The sequence below is a fragment of the Roseovarius tibetensis genome (assembly GCF_050896375.1).
Classification (GTDB): domain Bacteria; phylum Pseudomonadota; class Alphaproteobacteria; order Rhodobacterales; family Rhodobacteraceae; genus Roseovarius; species Roseovarius tibetensis.
Genome location: NZ_JBPBBB010000031.1, coordinates 1 through 15,208, shown reverse-complemented (window position 1 = coordinate 15,208; position 15,208 = coordinate 1). Strand labels below are relative to the sequence as shown.

The 15,208-nt window shown below is 63.6% G+C and carries 13 protein-coding genes, 6 pseudogenes and 1 other annotated feature; of the genes and pseudogenes, 15 read left to right on the top strand and 4 right to left on the bottom strand.

What is annotated here, in order from left to right:
• The first annotated feature begins 146 nt into the window (after nt 1-146).
• The 4 genes and pseudogenes from istA (at nt 147) to istB (ACROSR_RS15735) (ending at nt 3,964) form a co-directional block, all read left to right on the top strand.
• Nucleotides 147-1,613, top strand: a complete 1,467-nt coding sequence (istA, locus tag ACROSR_RS15750) for an IS21 family transposase (RefSeq protein ID WP_432686730.1) — start codon at nt 147-149, stop codon at nt 1,611-1,613.
• On the top strand, nt 1,610-2,425 hold the full coding sequence (istB, locus tag ACROSR_RS15745; RefSeq protein ID WP_432686728.1) for an IS21-like element helper ATPase IstB: 816 nt from the start codon (nt 1,610-1,612) through the stop codon (nt 2,423-2,425). Before istA ends, istB (ACROSR_RS15745) begins: the two co-directional genes overlap by 4 nt.
• A 92-nt stretch (nt 2,426-2,517) precedes the next feature.
• Nucleotides 2,518-3,183 (top strand): annotated as a pseudogene (locus tag ACROSR_RS15740) (Mu transposase domain-containing protein); the annotation flags it as partial.
• Nucleotides 3,173-3,964: an IS21-like element helper ATPase IstB gene (istB, locus tag ACROSR_RS15735; RefSeq protein WP_432686726.1), complete on the top strand. Its 792-nt coding sequence runs from the start codon at nt 3,173-3,175 to the stop codon at nt 3,962-3,964. The pseudogene ACROSR_RS15740 and the gene istB (ACROSR_RS15735), both read left to right, overlap by 11 nt.
• Before the next feature lie 57 nt (nt 3,965-4,021).
• Here the strand turns inward: istB (ACROSR_RS15735) and ACROSR_RS15730 are convergent, their stop codons facing one another.
• Both ACROSR_RS15730 and ACROSR_RS15725 read right to left on the bottom strand, forming a co-directional pair.
• Nucleotides 4,022-4,285, bottom strand: coding sequence for an IS110 family transposase (locus ACROSR_RS15730; protein ID WP_432686724.1), 264 nt, complete (start codon nt 4,283-4,285; stop codon nt 4,022-4,024).
• Nucleotides 4,286-4,480: 195 nt separating this feature from the next.
• Nucleotides 4,481-5,570: pseudogene (locus ACROSR_RS15725) on the bottom strand (IS3 family transposase); the annotation flags it as partial.
• Nucleotides 5,183-5,283 (bottom strand) — a sequence feature (AL1L pseudoknot). Its footprint overlaps the pseudogene before it by 101 nt.
• A 78-nt stretch (nt 5,571-5,648) precedes the next feature.
• Between ACROSR_RS15725 and ACROSR_RS15720 the strand changes: the two are divergent.
• Nucleotides 5,649-6,008, top strand: coding sequence for a hypothetical protein (locus ACROSR_RS15720; RefSeq protein ID WP_432686722.1), 360 nt, complete (start codon nt 5,649-5,651; stop codon nt 6,006-6,008).
• 32 nt (nt 6,009-6,040) lie between these two features.
• On the opposite strand, the pseudogene ACROSR_RS15715 reads toward ACROSR_RS15720, so the two are convergent.
• A pseudogene (locus ACROSR_RS15715) lies at nt 6,041-7,388 on the bottom strand (IS256 family transposase).
• Between the two features lie 192 nt (nt 7,389-7,580).
• Here ACROSR_RS15715 and ACROSR_RS15710 point away from each other — a divergent pair.
• Entirely contained in the window at nt 7,581-7,928 is a 348-nt protein-coding gene (locus ACROSR_RS15710; protein WP_432686720.1) for a 3'-5' exonuclease, read from the top strand.
• Nucleotides 7,929-8,086: 158 nt separating this feature from the next.
• A pseudogene (locus ACROSR_RS15705) lies at nt 8,087-8,436 on the top strand (transposase); the annotation flags it as partial.
• 34 nt (nt 8,437-8,470) lie between these two features.
• Here ACROSR_RS15705 and ACROSR_RS15700 read toward each other — a convergent pair.
• Nucleotides 8,471-8,728, bottom strand: a pseudogene (locus ACROSR_RS15700) (IS21 family transposase); the annotation flags it as partial.
• A gap of 259 nt (nt 8,729-8,987) precedes the next feature.
• Between ACROSR_RS15700 and ACROSR_RS15695 the strand changes: the two are divergent.
• The 8 genes and pseudogenes from ACROSR_RS15695 to ACROSR_RS15660 form a co-directional block, all read left to right on the top strand.
• Nucleotides 8,988-9,668 (top strand): YcbK family protein, encoded by a 681-nt coding sequence (locus tag ACROSR_RS15695; RefSeq protein WP_432686718.1) that lies wholly within the window; start codon nt 8,988-8,990, stop codon nt 9,666-9,668.
• Nucleotides 9,668-9,925 (top strand): hypothetical protein, encoded by a 258-nt coding sequence (locus ACROSR_RS15690; RefSeq protein ID WP_432686716.1) that lies wholly within the window; start codon nt 9,668-9,670, stop codon nt 9,923-9,925. The genes ACROSR_RS15695 and ACROSR_RS15690 overlap by 1 nt, the downstream gene beginning before the upstream one ends.
• Before the next feature lie 28 nt (nt 9,926-9,953).
• Complete coding sequence (locus tag ACROSR_RS15685) at nt 9,954-10,085, top strand: hypothetical protein (RefSeq protein ID WP_432686714.1); 132 nt, start codon at nt 9,954-9,956, stop codon at nt 10,083-10,085.
• 631 nt (nt 10,086-10,716) lie between these two features.
• A complete protein-coding gene (locus ACROSR_RS15680; protein ID WP_432686712.1) occupies nt 10,717-11,832 on the top strand; it encodes a patatin-like phospholipase family protein in 1,116 nt (371 codons plus the stop codon).
• Entirely contained in the window at nt 11,829-12,365 is a 537-nt protein-coding gene (locus ACROSR_RS15675; RefSeq protein WP_432686710.1) for a hypothetical protein, read from the top strand. The genes ACROSR_RS15680 and ACROSR_RS15675 overlap by 4 nt, the downstream gene beginning before the upstream one ends.
• Before the next feature lie 20 nt (nt 12,366-12,385).
• The gene (locus ACROSR_RS15670; protein ID WP_432686708.1) at nt 12,386-13,210 is read left to right on the top strand and encodes a toll/interleukin-1 receptor domain-containing protein; all 825 of its coding nucleotides are present in this window, start codon (nt 12,386-12,388) and stop codon (nt 13,208-13,210) included.
• A pseudogene (locus ACROSR_RS15665) lies at nt 13,128-14,291 on the top strand (IS3 family transposase); the annotation flags it as partial. The gene ACROSR_RS15670 and the pseudogene ACROSR_RS15665, both read left to right, overlap by 83 nt.
• A gap of 279 nt (nt 14,292-14,570) precedes the next feature.
• The coding region (locus tag ACROSR_RS15660) for an IS5 family transposase (RefSeq protein ID WP_432686706.1) at nt 14,571-15,208 on the top strand (638 nt) is incomplete at its 3' end.

The following is a 15,208-nucleotide window of genomic DNA, read 5'->3' as shown; positions in this document are numbered from 1 at the left end:
CCGTCTGGAGGACGGCCCCACCGGCCTGATTGACTTCAGGAATAGGTGCTGGTCGCTGCGGGTTGGTAAGCCGGGGTCTTCTGCCGTCAAACGGAGGACCCGGGTTGGCCTACAAACCCATCACCGACCAGCAAGTGAGAATATACATGACCGACCTCCAGAAACACAGTCAGCGCACCGCGGCTGCCCGTGCCGGGTTCAGCGAACGGACCGCCCGGCGTTTCGATGCCGACCCGACCCCGCCTTCGAACCGCAAGATCGTTCACGGACGCACGGTGGCCGATCCCCTCGAAGGCTATTGGGAGGGCGACCTCCTCCCCTTGCTCGAGACCGACAGCACCTTGCAGGCCGTCACCCTGTTGCGCCATCTCCAGAGCGAGCACCCATTGGCATTCCCCGATGATCGTATCCGGCGCACCCTGGAGCGGCGTGTGCGGCAATGGCGGGCGCTGAAGGGACCCGAGCGCGACATCATCTTCCGCCAGACGCCCGAGCCGGGATACATGGCCCAGTCCGACTTCACCCACGCCGAAGAGCTGCGCGTCACGATCGCGGGGCAGCCATTCCCGCATCTGCTTTACCACTTCGTCATGGTCTACAGCCGCTGGGAACATGTCGGCGTGGTTCTCGGTGGGGAGAGCTTCACGGCGCTGGCCGAGAACCTGCAACAGGCCCTCTGGTCACTGGGCGGGGCGCCGCAAAACCACCGCACCGACAGCCTGTCGGCCGGGTTCCGCAACCTGACCGCGGATCAGCGCGAGGACATCACCAGGCGCTATGATGCCTTCGTCGACCATTACGGCATGGACGCCAGCCGCAACAATCGCGGTGAGGCCCACGAGAACGGGGCGGTCGAATCCCAGAACCGGCATCTCAAGAAAGCCATCGAACAGGCGCTGATCCTGCGCGGCAGCCGCGACTTCGCGTGCGTGGAAGACTACCGGCGCTTCATCGATACGCTGGTGGCGCGGCGCAACAAGCAGCGTGCCGACGCCGTTCAGGCGGAACGAGCACACCTCAAGCCCTTGCCGCAGCGGCGCACCACCGACTTCACCGAGATCGTGGTGCCGGTCACGCGGACGGGTGGCTTCCTGGTCAAGAGCATCTTCTACAGCGCCCCGTCGCAGCTGATCGGGCAGCGTTTGCGGGTCCATCTCTACGATGATCGCATCGAGGCGTTTCTCGGCAGCACCCTCGTCGTGACCCATCCCCGGGCCCGCGGGCGCGCAGGTGGCCACCGCGTCCATGTCATCAATTACCACCACGTGATCCATGCCCTGCGGCGCAAACCGCAGGCTTTGTGGAGTTCGATCTACCGCGACAGCCTGTTTCCCCGGACCGAATACGCCGAGGCCTGGAAGGCGTTGCAGCGGGACCTGCCACGACGCGACGCTTGCCGCCGGATGGTCGACCTGCTGTTCATCGCCCACGACCAGGCATGCGAGGCCGAACTGGCGCATCTGCTGGCAGAGGACCTCGACGCGGGCCAGGTGCCGGACCCCAAGGCGCTGGCGTCCCGGCTGGTTCCGAGGCGCATGGCGTTACCCAAGGATGTGACCGTCGCCCACACGGCACTGGGCAGCTTCGACGCCCTTCTGGAGGCTCGCACATGACCGCCCGCGAGGTCGACATCCACACGCTGCCCAGCATGCTGACCGCGCTGCGGCTGCCCAGCTTCCACAAGCTCTGGGACGAGATTGCCACACGCGCCGATACCGAAGGCTGGCCGGCCGCCCGTTTCCTCGCCGTGCTGGCGGAATATGAACTGGCTGAGCGCGACATGCGGCGTATCCGGCGACACCTGAACGCGGCACAGCTTCCGGCGGGCAAGACGCTGGCGACCTTCGACTTCAAGGCGCTGCCGACCCTGCCGCGTGCCCGGGTGGAGGCCCTGGCGGCCGGCGACTGGCTGGACGGTGGCGGCAACCTGATCGCCATCGGCAATTCCGGCACCGGCAAGACGCACGTTCTTTGCGCCATCGGTCATGCCCTGATCGAGGCGGGACACCGTGTCTTCTACACCCGGACCAGCGATCTGGTGCAGAAACTCCAGGCCGCCCGGCGTGATCTCGTTCTCGAGGCAGCGCTGGCGAAGCTCGACAAGTTCGACCTGATCATCCTCGACGACATCACCTATGCCCACAAGGATCAGGCCGAAACCGGCGTCCTCTTCGAACTGATCGCCCGGCGCTACGAATACCGCAGCATCGCCATTGCGGCCAATCAGCCCTTCAGCGGCTGGGATCAGATCTTCCCCGACAAGGCCATGACCGTCGCGGCCATCGACCGACTGGTCCACCACGCGACCATCCTCGAGATGAACGCCGAAAGTTACCGGCAGCGTGCGGCTGCCCTGAACAAGCGGGCACAAGCCGATGCCTCAGCGACAACCATCGCCGACAACCAGAACGAAGGAGAAACCTAACCCAAAACACCAAACGACACCCCAACCCCGGCGGCCTCAAAACCGGCCATGATGGTTGTCGCACGCGGACAAGGTGGTTGACGCTCTACACTGGCAGCATTGCCGATGTCTGGGAGGCCGAGAAGCCCGCGCTGATGCCGCTGCCCACAATGTTTGACGGCTTTGTCGAAGAGAGAAAGCGGGTCTCACCCACCTGCCTGATCACATTCGATCGCAATCGCTACTCAGTGCCCGCCAGCTTCGCAAACCGGCCCGTCAGCCTGCACATCTACCCCGAACGGCTGGTCATCGTCGCCGAAGGGCATGTGGTCTGCACGCATGAGCGCATCATTGAACGGTCCCACCGCCAGCCGGGGCGCGTCATCTATGACTGGCGTCATTATCTGGCGGTCGTTCAGCGCAAGCCCGGGGCTTTGCGCAACGGTGCTCCCTTTATCGAGATGCCCGACCCCTTCCGCAAGCTGCAGGCACAGATGTTGCGCAGGCCCGGTGGCGATCGCGAGATGGTCGATATCCTGTCACTGGTTTTGCACCATGACGAACAGGCCGTGCTCTGTGCTGTGGAATTGGCACTGGAGGCCGGCGTGCCGACCAAGACCCATGTGCTGAACCTGCTGCACAGGCTGGTGGACGGCACACCGACCGATCAGCCGGATGTGAGCCCGCCTGCAGCTCTCTCCTTGAGCAAGGAACCCGAGGCCAATGTCGCGCGGTATGATGGGCTGCGCACCAAGGAAGGAACGCGTCATGCGTCATGATCCCGCCGGTGCTGCCATCGTCATCATGCTCCGCAGCCTGAAGATGCCAGGAATGGCACAGGCTGTGCAGGATCTGATGGAACAGGGCTCGCCCGCGTTCGAGGCGGCCGTGCCGATGCTCTCGCAGTTGCTCAAGGCCGAAATGGCCGAACGCGAGGTGCGCTCCATTGCCTATCACATGAAGGCCGCGCGCTTCCCGGCATACAAGGACCTCTCCGGATTCGACTTCGCCGCCAGCGAAGTCCGTGAAGCCCTGGTTCGCCAACTTCATCGCTGCGAGTTCATGGACGCCGCCGAGAATGTCGTGCTGATCGGAGGCCCCGGAACCGGGAAATCGCATGTCGGAACGGCCCTCGGCATCCAGGCCATCGAGCATCACCGCAAGCGCGTGCGCTTCTTGCCGACGGTCGAATTGGTCAATGCGCTGGAGCAGGAAAAAGCCCAGGGCAAGGCCGGGAAGATCGCCGAGGCGCTGGTGAAGACCGACTTGGTGATCCTCGACGAGCTGGGATACCTGCCGTTCAGCGCCTCGGGTGGCGCGTTGCTGTTCCATCTACTCAGCAAGCTCTACGAGCGCACCAGCGTCATCATCACCACCAACCTGAGCTTCAGCGAGTGGGCGAGCGTCTTCGGCGACGCCAAGATGACCACAGCGCTGCTCGATCGCCTCACCCATCGCTGCCACATCCTGGAGACCGGCAACGACAGCTACCGCTTCAAGGCCAGCTCTGAGATCGCGAAAAAGAAACGAAAGGAGACAACCGCATTGACGCCATCATGACGCAAAGAACATAACAAATGGGTGGGTCAAATCTCGGTGACAATGCCGGGTCAGGTCTCAGTGACAATCAACACGCATGACGTCCAGAACCTCGTGACCCTTGGCCAGCAGCTCTCTGGACAGGCCCGCACCGAATGAGCCGGTGCCCTCAATCCCGAAGGCTTTGATCTGACCGAACCGGGACGCCCAGGTTTCTAAATCTCGGTATCCCTTCAGGGTAGTGGAAATGGTCGTGCAGCCCAGACGGGCGCCCTGCGCGTCTATCGCAACGGCAATGTGGTTGGCTTGATGCGTGTCTACGCCAATGATGACATGATTCATGGAAGGCCCTTTCGCTGGAATGGCCCAGGCACCGATCGAAGAGGACAGGACTGTGATGGTACGCCGACCGTCAGGCTCCTATGAAGTCACATCTCGCCCGCTGCCGGGGCAACCTGATGGTCGACACGTCAACGCAATGACACGAAGTCAATCGTAAGATGAGTCAGGCCATCAGGCTGCAATACCATATTCACAATCATAGGAATCGCCGACACTGCCGACCGAGGTGTCGATCCCGGCATCGGCCAGCCGTTCGGTGTATCGGATGGACAGGTACTGGCTGCCGCGATCGGAATGATGGATCAGGCGGCCGCCCTCGGCCGGGCACCGTTGGGCGATGGCCTGGTTCAACGCATCGAGCACGGTGAGCGATCAGCGCGCCACCGGTTCAAGCGCGATCGCGAACGGTGGTCATCGATGTCGAGACGCGCCGGCCCACGATCTTGCGCGCGAAGACATCGATGATGAAGGCCACGTAGACCATCCCCATCCATGTCGACACATAGGTGAAGTCGGAGACCCAGAGCTGGTCGGGCATGGCCGCCACGAACTGCCGGTTGACCTTGTCATCCGGGCAGGGCTGTGCCGGATCGGGGACCGTGGTTTTCGTCTTGCCGCGCGTAACCCCTTGCAATCCTTTCTCTCTCATCAACCGTTCCACGGTGCAGCGCGCAATGTCGTGCTTGTCTCGCCGAAGCTGGTGCCAGACCTTGCGCGCCCCGTAGCGGCCTCTGCTCTTGTCGTGGACGCGTCTGATCTCCTCGAAATCCTCCTTGTCCTGCCGGGCCCGCTCCGAGGCCAGCTCGGGATTGCGGGCAATGGCGGCATGACGGTGAAAGGTCGCCGGGGCGATCGGCAGAACACGGCAGATCGGGCCGCCATTGTCGCTCGGACCAATGGCGCAACACTGGCTTGCCCCCATAGACCTCGCGATGCTCTTCAATGAAGGCGATCATTTGCGGAACGGGCGGTCGAGCTCCGCCTGGGCAAAATATGCCGACGCCTTCTTCAGGATCTCGTTGGCGGTGCGCAGCTCTTTGACCTCGCGCTCCAATTCCTTGATCCGCGCCTTCTCTTCGCTGCTCGGTCCGCTGCGTTCGCCCGCGTCACGCGCCGCCTGAATCCACCAGGCACGAAGCGTGTCATGGGAACAGCCAAGCTTCGACGCGATCGCACGGTAGGCCGCATTGTCGCTCGTGTAATCAGGGCGCTGTTCGCGATACAGCCGAACGCCGCGCTCGCGGAACTCGGCCGTGTACTTCGGGGTGTGCTTCTTCGATTCCATAAGGGGCATCCTTTGAGGTTTTTACTCTCTCGGAAACCCGGGGCGGTTCACGCTCTACGCCTCGTTTTCGATCCGGCGATGCCTGACAGTGCGCGGCAGCTTGGGTTGTCGGACTTCTGGGACGGCTTGGACGAGCTGACAAAAGACGACAGCATCTTGGTCAGTGTGGAGATCAAGGAATTTGAGGATGACGAGGACATCCTCGCGATACTAACGGATTTCAGGCTTGACGATGATCCTGAAACCGTTCGCCTGACCTACGAGCTTCGCCCTCTTGCTGACCTAGAAGATGATGCCACCTCGGCGGAAGACTACGAGTTCATCTGCTATGGTGGTGAGAGCGAGGCCAAGCAGTTCGGGCATAACCTTCGGCGGCGGATCACGATGGATATTCTGCCAGCCTTGCGCGATGCGATAGTGTCCCACGGCATGGTGTAAGAGCGCCGACCTTCGGAAAGGTCCAGATCTGATCAGGTCGCCACGGCGGGCAACCTGATGTTGGGATTGTCGTTCACGCGCGCGAGGGTTTCAAGACTCATGTATCGGCGCGCAACGGTCCATTCGTCGTTGGTCTCGAGAATGATCGCGCCGACGAGCCTGATGATGGCCTGGTCGTTCGGGAGTGAGGAGGAAAGGAAAACAGCGTGGGGCGCTGTTTTCCCGACGAACCCCACGACATCTGTGCGCCGCTTGATCTCGCGGTTCACCCTCTCCAGCGGGTTCGTCGAGGCGATCTGGGTCCAATGTTCACGCGGGAGTTCGCGCCGGTCCGCGCGACGCGCGGCAAACCGTCCGGGGGACGGTTTGAGGCAAGAACGGGCGGAGCCCCCATGTAGGCGAGAACGTCGTCGCGCGAGGCGTCCATGAAGGTGCCGAGCTTGTCCTGCTTTTCTCGCAGCGCGTCGGCGACGGTGTCCCACTGGGCTTCCGCGTCGGCCTTGCTTTCCTGGGCGAAGATCGTCTTGAGCATCGCCGCCACGGCCGTGCGCTGCTTGGCCGGGGCATGCGCCAGGGCGTTGCGCATCCAGTGAACCCGACAGCGCTGGTGGGTCGCGTTGAAGACCCGGCGTGCGGCGGCGCGCAGCCCCTTGTGGTCATCGGCGATCACAAGCTTCACGCCGCGCAGGCCGCGGTCGGCCAAGGAGCGCAGGAAATCAGTCCAGAACGGTAAGCGGGACCAGAAAACGATCCGGGGGATCGTTTTCCCCGCGCACGCCTCGGAGGGGCCGGTGGCGACACCCAGCACCTCGCGCTTGCCGTCCTCGTTGACTGCCACGGCCACTATCACGGCACGGCTGATGATGCGCCCGCCCTCGCGCACCTTCACATAGGTTGCATCGAGCCAGAGGTAGGGCCATGCCCCCTCCAAGGGCCGCGACAGGAACGTGTTCACGCGCTCGTCGATCTCGGCGCAGAGCCGGCTGACCTGGCTCTTCGACATGCCGCCCGCGCCCATGGCCTTAACCAGACGTCCACCGAGCGGGTGGAAATCCCCTGGACGTAGGCTTCCTGTATCACCGCCACGAGGGCCTTCTCGGCCGTGCGCCGGGGCTCGAGGAAACTGGGAAGGTAGCTGCCCTTGCGCAGCTTCGGGATCTCCAGCGGGATGCGACCCGCCCGGGTGTCCCAATCGCGGTCGCGGTATCCGTTTCGCTGAACTTCCCGCAGGGGCGAACGCGCACCCTTGGCCGCGCCCGTCTGCGTCTCCACCTCGGCTTCCATGATCCGCCTGGCTGCAAAGGCCAGCATTTCACGCACAAGATCGCCATCGGTCTGCTGTTCAACCAGCTCAAGCAGTGCCATTCTCTCATCGGTCATCGTCATCTCCGTCTTTGGTTTCGAGTTTTGCAACCCAAACCTTTGCCGAAGATCGACGGTGACCGCCAGCGTCACCACCGGCCGCGCGCTGCGCTACGCCGGGGGCTCCGCGCGCGGCCTCTTACACCAACCGTTGGGACACTGCCCGTCCGGCACGAGATACTGCGTGAGTTGTTCGCGGGGTCACGGACCTTGGCAGATGAAAGCGATACGCTCGACGCATTCATTCTTAAAACAGCTCCCGGTGGTGCGAATGAAGAAATGACCTTGGGTCAATTCTGCGGCCACGGCGAAGGGAATAATCGGATCAACCTCACAACCTTGCACAGCTCCAAAGGGCGCGAGTTCAGGCTTGTCATTATGTTCGGCATGGACGATGGCAGAATTCCTCGCCCGAACCCGAACGAAAGAGAAACCAGAGAGGCGCGCCGCCTCTTCTATGTCGGCTTCACCCGTGCTGAAGAGGAAATCCATATCGTTCACAGCGCGAACAACCCTTCGCCCTTGGTAATTGAACTCGCAGAAAGACTAGAGGAATAACGCCACTCAATTTGCGAGATGTCCCTGGGAATCACATTAGCCATTTAATAGCTTAGTTTATTCCTTATCCTTGCCCGTCTGACCTGCCCCCATAAAACCGGGCCATTCATTCTGAGAGTTTGTTCTTTTAACGTTCGGGAGAACAAGGAGAACAGACGATGCGCAAATCACGTTTCACCGAAGAACAGATTGTGGGGATCCTGCAGGAGTATGCGGCCGGGGCGAAGGTCTCGGAGCTGTAGCGCAAGGACGGCAGGTCGGACGCGACGCTCTGCAAGTGGAAGGCCAGGTATGGCGACATGACGGTTTCCGAGCCGCGGCGCCTGAAGGATCTCGAGGCCGAAAACGCCGAGCTGAAGCGTCTTCTGGCTGACGCCATGCTCGACAACGCCGGTCTCAAGGGGCTTCTGGCAAAAAACTCCTGACGCCTGCGCACCGCCGGGATGCCGTGAAGAGGCTGATGGACGAGCATCGGTTCACGGAACGGCGGGCGTGCAGGCTGGTCGGGACTTCACGGTCGAGCCTGGCCTATAAGGCGCGGCCAACCGGTCATAAACGCGCTTGGCGGTGTGGCGCTGCTTGGGGCGGACCTCACGATCGCCGTCCAGCCACGCGTCGATGATCTCGGTGAACCCGTCCAGCTTGGGACGCTTGATCGGCGCCGTGCGCCGGTAGCCCGGTGGCACCGAGAACTCCATCATCTTCGCGACGCTGTCGCGCGAAATGTTGAAATGACGTGCTGCCTCTCGCTCGCTCATCCCCTCGCCACACGCCAGGCGAACCTTCAAATACAAATCCACGGTGTAAATCTCCCCGCCCTCCTTGCTGTCACAGGAAGGGCAAAAGTGGACGACTTTTACGCCGCCCGCACCGCCAACATGGCGGCGCTACCGTGGCCTAATTTTGCACCGCCGTTCTCACGGCGTAGCGCGCGCGGCACATCTGACCGCAAGGTGAGGCTGACAGACGTCCAGACCCTCAATCCCGACACATCGACCCCGCCGCCCATCCGGGCGGAGGCCACTTCCGCATGCCTGTTATCCCGAAGGAGCCCTCACCATGTCCGACCCCATTCGCAGTTTCCGCCATTTCCGCGAGGTGCCCGAGCGTCTCTGGCGCTGGCCCGACTTCTCACCCGCAGAGATCGCCTGTCGCGGCACCGGCCAGATCAAGCTGCACCCCGAAGCCCTCGCCACCCTGCAGGCGCTGCGCGACCGGCTGGGCAAGCCGCTGATCGTCAATTCCGGCTATCGCAGCCTCGAGCACAACCGCGCCGTGGGCGGGGCCAGGCGCTCCAAGCACATGGACGGGACCGCGTTCGATATCTCCATGGCCAACCACGACCCGGAGACCTTCGAGCGGGTGGCGCGCGAGGTCGGGTTTCTCGGCTTCGGGACGTACCCGCGCTCGAACTTCATGCATATCGATCTCGGACCCGCACGGCAGTGGGGCGCGCCATTCCCGGCGCGTGCGACACCCTTCGCGCCCGAGACGCCGCCCGCGCGCGAAAAGCTGGCGGAAAGCCGGACGCTCAAGGGGACCGGGGCGGCCGGCGTGGCGACAGCCGGCGCCGCCGGGGTCGAGGTTGCGCAGGAGGTGATGGCGGAGGCGCAGGGCGCCGTCCTGCCGCTGGTGCCCCATCTCGACACTCTGCGATGGCTGTTCATCGCGCTGGCATTTGGCGGCATCGCCGTCGCCGTCTGGGCGCGGGTCGATGACTGGCGCAAGGGGCGACGGTGATGGGGGGCTCCCTGCTGGCCGGGCTCCTCGCCCGGCCATGGGCGCGACGGGCGGCGGCTCTCGCCCTCGCAGCGCTCACCATCACCCTCTTTCTTCTCAACCTTCGCCGGGCCGGCGAGCGCGCTGGACGCGCCGCCGAACAGCTGGATAACCTGGAGCGCAGCCATGCCATTCACCGCCGGATGCTGGACGCGGCCGCAAACCGCCCTCGTGATCGCGACGATCTTCTTGGGCGATTGCGAGGGAGTCGGTTCTGATACTCCGCCAGGGGTCTGTCCGCCCGTAGTGGCCTACAGCCAAGAAGAGCAGGCGCGGGTGGCAGACGAGCTGGCGGCGCTGCCGGAGGGGGCGGCGATCATCGAGTGGCTGGCGGATTACGCGGTGCTGAGGGAGCAGGCGCGGGCCTGCTCAGGCTGATAAATTTCGTCGCCCACACGGAAAAGCCGGAAATCGATCCGAAGGGAATCGGTGATCGAGGCGAGCCGCGTTGTCCAGTCCAGAGAAAGAGACAAGTCTGGGGCGTCCCCGCCCGCCCAATACCGGAGCTCGTCCGTCGACGTGTGCGGTGATCATCGCCCACGCAGAAAGCCCGCCCGCGGTCAGCAGGCAGCCGCCCGGTGTTCCCCTTGTTTTTGCGGCCCTGTAGAGTGTCCCCATGTGGCCAGGGCCGGTGGGGCGTGCCGCCCCGTTCGCGCCCGCCGCTTGCTGACGGACGGAGGCAGCGGCGCCGGTCGTGGGTGTCCTTCATCGCGATCCTCCCGCGTGCCAGCGGCAATACCGACCGACGAGAGGCGGCTAGGTGGAAGAAGCCTCGCTGCCCCAGAGGCGCCCCCCGACGAGTGTCCCTGAAAGATCATGCGGCGCAGCCGATGAAGTTTCCAGTTGCAGAGCGGCTCGCTGATGGTACCGTCCAAGCGGGGATCAAAGTTAGACCCGTCGGCATGCTGCGGCTTCGGCCGCTGCAACTGAGCCGTCAGGTGCGTAATAGCAAAGGCTAGGCGGTGTCGATGCCGCCGAAGATCGCATATGCGGGTACGAAGGGGGCGGCGTGACGAACACGGTGCAGAAACGCCTGCTGGCGATCGACGGCGGGGGGATCCTCGGGCTGATCTCTCTCGGGATGCTGGCCGAGGTCGAGGCGCAGCTACGCGACGCGCATGGCGGCGACCCGAAGTTCCGCCTGCGCGACTATTTCGACTATATCGGTGGCACCAGCACCGGCGCCGTCATCGCAGCGGGCCTGGCGATCGGCAAGTCGGTAGCGGAGTTGCGGCGCTTATACGTCGAGTCTGGCGCGCGGATGTTCGACAAGGCGGCGCTGGTCCGCCGCTGGCGCTACAGCTACGAGGCCGACAACCTGCGCGCCATGCTGCGCCGTGAGTTCGGCGATGGCTCGATCCTCGACCTGCAGCGCGCCGGCACGCTATTGCCCGATCGGCACCTGCTGGTGGTGACGCGCAACGCCAACACCGATTCGCCTTGGCCTGTCAGCACCAACCCGACGGCGAAGTACAACGACATCGGGCGCGGCGACTGCAACTTGCTGCTGCCGCTATGGCAACTCGTGCGCGCCTCGACGGCGGCGCCGACCTTTTTCGCGCCCGAGCGGCTGGATCTGGCGGAAGGGCGAAGCTTCTATTTCGAGGATGGCGGTGTGACCGCCTACAACAATCCGGCATTCCTGCTGTTTCGGATGGCAACCGAGCCAGCGTACCGCTGCGGTTGGCCTACTGGCGAGGACAGGTTGATGCTCGTCTCGGTCGGCACTGGCATGTCATACCGGACGCTGGACGATCATAATCCGCGCGGCGAGGGGCTGCTGACGTCGGCCAGCACGATCGTCGGCGAGGTCATGCGCTCGATCGCGGTGGAACAGGACATCGCCTGCCGCACCTTGGGGCGCTGCGTGCACGGCTCGCCGCTGGACCGCGAGATCGGCGATCTGATCCTGCCACACGACCCGAAGCGGCCGAAGAGCTTCCTCTATGCCCGCTACGACGTCGATGTTTCGCAGGAGGGTCTGAATGCTGCCGGGCTTGCCGATATTCCCGCGGACGTACTTGTAATGGACAACGCGGCAATGATCCCCGAGCTAGAGCAGATCGGCGACTGCGCCGGGAAGCAGGTGGCCATGGCACGCCATTTCGGTGCATTCTTGCCATGACCACCGTTGCGCTCGCCGGGCGGCGACCAGACTCGCGGGATACCCGCGAGCAACGATTCCCGCCGGAGAACCGGGATCGGGTGGCACGCGCGATCACCGATTACCTCAGGGACAGGCGCGTGACCACGCTGGTCTGCTCGGCCGCGGCCGGCGCGGATCTTCTGGCACTGGAAGCGGCAGCTACGCTCGGCTCGGTCTCGCGCATCGTCGTGCTACCATTCGACGTCGCCGTCTTCCGCGAAAGCTCGGTCGTCGACCGGCCGGGGGAATGGGGGAGGATCTACGATGCCGTCATTGCTGCGGTCGGGCGCGAGGGTGGCTTGCGCCTGCTTGGGCTCGCGAGAGACAGCAAGCGACCGTACGCGGCGGCAAGCGAATGGATCATCGAGGAGGCCGCGGCAGCTCCGGGACCGCACCGGATCTGCACCGTCTGGGAGGGCAGCGCTCGCGCCGGCGACGACAATACGATGCGCCTAGCCGCGGCCGGCCTTGGTCGCGGCTGGCCCATTGACGAAATCTTGACGCTAGCCTGAGGCGCAGCGGGCGCAGGAGCGTGGAGGACCGGATGCCGAGCTGGCTAGATTTCGCCCCGAAACCCCGTCCGCTGGAGGGGGACGACGAGTGGACCGTGTTCCTGTCTTACAGATCGGTCGACCGGCAATGGGTGGTCAATCTCTATGATGTGCTGACGGAGCTCGGCCACAAGGTCTTCCTAGACCAGACCGCGCTCAAGCCGGGAGACGAGCTTCGCCCTTCGATAGGCCGGGCGCTGAAGCGTAGCCAAGCCGGCGTGCTAGTCTGGTCGGGGGGCGCCGGGACATCGGACTGGGTCAGGCGCGAATACGATGCAATGCTAAACCTGAGGGACGAAAGGGACAGTTTTTGTTTCGTGCCAATCCGGATTTCGGACGATCCGATGCCGGACTTTGTCGACTTGAGCATATTCCTCGACTTCACGCACTACCCGGACGGCCCAAATGGGTCGGAACTGATGCGCCTCCTGCACGCCATCGCCGGGCAGCCCCTTAGCCAGGACGCCGCCCGCTTCGCCGCCGAGAGCGACGAGGCGGCAAAGGAGGCTGCGAACGAAATCGCGGCGCACGTCCGGACCGGAAAAGTGAGCGCCGGCGCACTACGCCGAATGGCCGAGCAGGGCGGTCTCCACTGGGAAAGCTCTGCCGTGCTCGCCGGCCTCGCGGTCGAGGGTCTAGTCAGAATTGACGCCAATGAAGATGCGCTGGCCGTTGAACCGCCCCGGGTTTCCGAGAGAGTAAAAACCTCAAAGGATGCCCCTTATGGAATCGAAGAAGCACACCCCGAAGTACACGGCCGAGTTCCGCGAGCGCGGCGTTCGGCTGTATCGCGAACAGCGCCCTGATTACACCAGCGACAACGCGGCCTACCGCGCGATTGCGTCGAAGCTCGGCTGCTCCCATGACACTCTGCGCAGCTGGTGCATCCAGGCGGCGCGTGACGCGGGCGAACGCAGCGGACCGAGCAGTGAAGAGAAGGCCCGCATCAAGGAGCTGGAGCGCGAGGTCAAGGAACTGCGGACCGCGAACGAGATCCTGAAGAAAGCGTCGGCATATTTTGCCCAGGCGGAGCTCGACCGCCCGTTCCGCAAGTGAGGGCCGTAGCCCGCCACCGGTTCGAGGGCCGGCCCGAACGCCTTCATCGAAGAGCATCGCGAGGTCTATGGGGGCAAGCCAGTGTTGCGCCATTGGTCCGAGCGACAATGGCGGCCCGATCTGCCGTGTTCTGCCGATCGCCCCTGCGACCTTTCACCGTCATGCTGCCATTGCCCGCAACTCCGAGCTGGCCTCGGACCGCGCCCGGCAGGACGTGCAGGATTTCGAGAAGATCAAGGCAGCCCACGGCAAGAGCCGGGGGCGCTACGGTGCCCGCAAGATCTGGCATCAGCTTCGTCGCGACGGGCACGACATCGCGCGTTGCACCGTGGAGCGCCTCATGCATCTTCATGGATTACAAGGGGTTGTGCGAGGCCAGAAGAAGACAACCATCCCCGATCCGGCGCAGCCCTGCCCGGACGACAAGGTCAACCGGCAGTTCGTGGCGGCCATGCCCGACCAGCTCTGGGTGTCGGATTTCACCTATGTGTCGACGTGGGCAGGGATGGTCTACGTCGCACTCGACCATTGTTCTTGAACCAATGGCGAACAAGGTCTCGTTCATCGATGTCTTCGCGCGCAAGATCGTGGGCTGGCGCGTCTCGACATCGATGACCACCGTTCGCGATCGCGCTTGAACCGGTGGCGCGCTGATCGCTCACCGTGCTCGATGCGTTGAACCAGGCCATCTGTCAACGAGGTCCGGCCGAGGGCGGCGGCCTGATCCACCACTCAGACCGCGGTAGCCAGTACCTGTCCATCCGATACACCGAACGGCTGGCCGATGCCGGGATCGACACCTCGGTCGGCAGTGTCGGCGATTCCTATGATTGTGAATATGGTATTGCAGCCTGATGGCCTGACTCATCTTACGATTGACTTCGTGTCATTGCGTTGACGTGTCGACCATCAGGTTGCCCCGGCAGCGGGCGAGATGTGACTTCATAGGAGCCTGACGGTCGGCGTACCATCACAGTCCTGCCCTCTTCGATCGGTGCCTGGGCCATTCCAGCGAAAGGGCCTTCCATGAATCATGGGCACCTCTAAAAATTGCCCTGAACCCGGCGCTACGGTATGATCGGGGTGGCAAACCGGAATGGGGGTAAGACGATGGCGCAGATGGGTTTCTTTGATCTTTCGGACCGGTATGCGAGCCTCGATGCCAAGCGCGATCCGTTGGTCGAGATCGACGCCATAGTTCTCTGGGAGGAGTTTCGCCCGGCGCTCGAGCGGGTCTGGCGCAAGCCGGAAGGGGAACGCAAGTCGCGCGCCGGGCGCAAGCCGATGGACGCGGTGCTGATGTTCAAGACGCTGGTCTTGAGCGCGCTCTACAATCTGTCCGACGACCAGATCGAGTATCAGGTGCGCGATCGGCTCTCGTTCATGCGGTTTCTCGGGCTGGGGCTCGAGGACCGGGTGCCGGACGCCAAGACGGTCTGGCTCTATCGCGAGGGGTTGGCGCAGGCGGGTCTGGTCGAGGAGCTGTTCCGCCAGTTCGACGGCTATCTCGATCGGCAGGGATACATTGCCCGTGGCGGGCAGATCTTGGACGCGTCCATCGTGGCGGTGCCGAAGAACCACAACACCCGCGATGAGAACAAGACCATCAAGTCCGGCGAGGTGCCCGAGGACTGGACCGACAAGCCCGCCAAGAGGTCGCAGAAAGATGTCGATGCGCGCTGGACCAAGAAACACGGCAAGAGCCACTACGGTTACAAGAACCACGTGAACGTGGACCGAAAGCACAA